The organism is Polaromonas sp. JS666, from assembly GCF_900103405.1.
Taxonomy (GTDB): domain Bacteria; phylum Pseudomonadota; class Gammaproteobacteria; order Burkholderiales; family Burkholderiaceae_C; genus Polaromonas.
In genome coordinates, this window is the sequence record NZ_FNHX01000026.1 from 1 (window position 1) to 3,276 (window position 3,276).

Annotated in this window: 1 pseudogene; it reads left to right on the forward strand. The window is 67.4% G+C overall.

What is annotated here, in order from left to right:
* Positions 1-220 precede the first annotated feature (220 nt).
* Positions 221-3,276, forward strand: a pseudogene (locus tag BLQ85_RS24910) (DUF11 domain-containing protein); the annotation flags it as partial.

Consider the following 3,276-nt stretch of genomic DNA (forward strand, 5'->3'; position numbering starts at 1 on the left):
TCGGCGACTTGCCCGGGCTCGCTGCCCACGGGCATCACCGGCTGCACGGTGACGACGCAACCGGCGGTCAATGCGCAGGGGGCGCTGAAGTGGACTTTCACCGGCTCGCTGGCCTCGGGCGGGCAGCTGGTGGTTACCTACCGCGTCAAGGTCGACCAGTAGTGGGTCGTGCACAAAGGCCGTAGCGATGATGCACAACCCTTCATTTCCAACGGCCCCGGTGTGGCGCCGACGCTGCGCAAAAATCCTGCGCGCTCTCGCTGCTGCCGTAGCGGGCGCCTGGGCCGCGCTGCCCTTGCTCATGCTGGCCGGCCTGGTGGGCACGGCGGCGCAAGCGGGGCAAGTGGCTTGCACACCGAGCACGGGTTATACCAACTGCACGCGAATCACTTACTCCGGCGCCGACCAGACTTTTACCGTGCCGGCCAACATAACGTCGGTCTACATCAAGGCGTGGGGCGGCGGTGGCGGCGGCTCCAATCAGGCCTATTACGCCAATCAATACGGTGGCGGTGGCGGAGGTTTTGCAGAAGGCACCTTGGCGGTCACTGGAGGCAGCTCGCTGGGAGTGCGTGTCGGCGGGGGCGGGCGAATCGATGACACCGTCGGCGTCTATGGCGGTGGTGGCGCGGGTGGCACAGGACAAGCGACGGCGAACGGGGGCAGCGGTGGCGGGCTCTCGGGGGTGTTTGTCGGGACCTACACCCAGGCTAATGCCAGGGTGATCGCCGGCGGTGGGGGTGGATCCTCACCCGGTGGCGACGTCGGAACGCCCGGTGGCGGTGGCGGTGGCGGCGGAGGCCTGAACGGCGGCACCTTGGGCGGCGCTGCCAGCGGCCAAGGCGGCACCGCCGCGGCCGGTGGCGCGGCGGCGACCGGCGGAGGCTGTAACCTGAGTGCGCCCACAGCCGGTAGCGCGTTGCAAGGCGGGACGGGCGGTAGCACCAACACGAATCAAATAGAAGGCGGCGGCGGTGGTGGGGGCGGTTACTTTGGCGGCGGCGGCGGCCGATGCCAAGGGACACAAACCAATGGCATGGGCGGCGGCGGCTCGGGCCGCCTCAATGGCGTGACCGGCGGGACCGGCACCACTGGCGCCAACGCCTCAGCCAATGGCACGGGTGGCGCAGCAGCCAACACCGCGGATTCTGTCTATAGCGCGGGCATCGGCGCAGGCGGTGGTTATGGGGCCGGCGGCAATGGCGAGGTCGTGATCCAGTGGGTGTCCCCGCGTGTGCAAATCACCAAAACCACACTGGCAGGCACCACGGGCAGCAATAATTTTCCTTTTACCCATACCGGCCTGAAAACCCTGGCGGGTGCCACGGCAGACAACAGCACCGTGTCCGTGACGGCGGCAGCCACCGTCGCGGGTGTCAACTATGTCGGCGCCGCAGGGGTGGCCCAAACCATCACGGAAACGCCTCCTTCAGGGTTTCGCACCAACAGCATCCAGTGCGTCGATGCCAATTCGGCCGCTACAGGCAACACCAACCCGGTGGCTTCAAGCGTCACCGTAGGCACGTCCACCATCACGATTCCCGCCGCCGCGATGGATGCGGGCGCGACGCCAGCGCTTTCGGCGGCTATCACCTGCACCTTCACCAATGAGCAGGTGTTGCCGCCGACTTTGAGCAAAACGTTTTCGCCCGCCACGATCCTCCAGGGCGACACCAGCGTCTTGACGATCACGCTGGCCAACACCGTTTCCACGGCGGCCACGCTCTCGGCGGCGCTGACGGACACTTTGCCTGCCGGGGTGACGGTCGCCGCAACACCGGGGGCCAGCACCACCTGCACGGGCTCAGGCGCCGTGGTCGCCGTAGCGGGGGCGGGCTCCGTCAGCTTGCCCGCCACGCGCACTATTCCCGCGGGTACGCCTGGGGGGGCCGCAGGCAGTTGCACGGTGACCGTCAACGTCACCAGCAACACCGCCGGCACGGTCACCAACACCCTTGCTGCCGGGGCGCTGCAAACCAACTATGGCAACAACGCGGCCGCTGCCTCGGCCAACCTGACGGTGACCAGCGTCATACTGGGGCTGGTCAAATCAGCACCAAGTCCTGCCTTGCAAGTAGGCAACAACAGCGCCTACACCCTGACGGTGACCAATACGGGAACAGCAGCGACCACAACGGCACGCGTGGTGGACCAGTTGCCGGCCAACATGACCTATGTCAGCGGCACAGGCACCGGCTGGACCTGCAGTGCTGCCAGTGGACTGGTGACCTGCAACTACAGCGGCAACATTGCTGCTGGCGGAGGCACGTCGGCGATCACCATCACAGCCACTCCGACCAGCACGGCCAGCGTGACCAACTATGCAGCGGTAGATCCTAAAGGCGGAACCGCCACACCGACCTCCACCACCTGTACGGCAGCGAATACACCGACGGCAGGTTGCGCCGCGCCGGTCACCAGCACGCCGACCAGCGTCATCCTGGGCCTGGTCAAGTCGGCTCCCAGTCCCGCGCTGCAGGTTTTCAGCAACAGCGCCTACACCCTGACGGTGACCAACAGCGGCACGGCCGCCAGCGCAACGGCGCGCGTCGTGGACCAACTGCCCGCCAACCTGAGCTATGTGAGCGGCGTAGGCACCGGCTGGTCGTGCTCGGCAGCCGGCGGCGGCGGCGCGCTGGTGACTTGTAACTACAGCGGGAGCATTGCCGCAGGCGGCGGCACATCCGCCGTGGTGATCACCGTGACTGCCACCAGCAATGCGGCGACTACCAATTACGCCTCGGTAGACCCGACAGGCGGCACCGCGCCGCCCACGCCCACCAGCTGTACCGCGGCCAACACGCCGAGCGCGGGCTGCGCGGTGCCCGTCACCAGCACCGCCGGCCGGCTGATCGCGGGCACCGTGTATGCCGATGTGAATCACAACGGCAACCTGGACGCCGGCGAGTCGGGCATAGGCGGTGCCAGCGCCTTGTTCGTCAAGCTGGTGCCTTTGTCCGGCGGCATCTGCACCGGCCCGGCCGTGGCGGCGGCACCGGTCACTCTCTCCACCGGCGCCTACAGCCAGTCCAGCGTGGCGCAAGGCAGTTACTGCCTGATCGTGAATGGCAACAGCACCCTGAGCGACATCACGGCCGCCTACCCGGCCGGCTGGATAGGCACCCAGAACTCGAGCGGTGTGATTCAACTCGCAGTCGGTGACGCGCCGCCGGCGCCGCAGAACTTCGGCCTGTACAGCGGCAGCACCTTAAGCGGCAATGTGTTTGCCGACAATGGCGCGGGCGGCGGCACGGCCAACAACGGCGTGAAGGCCGG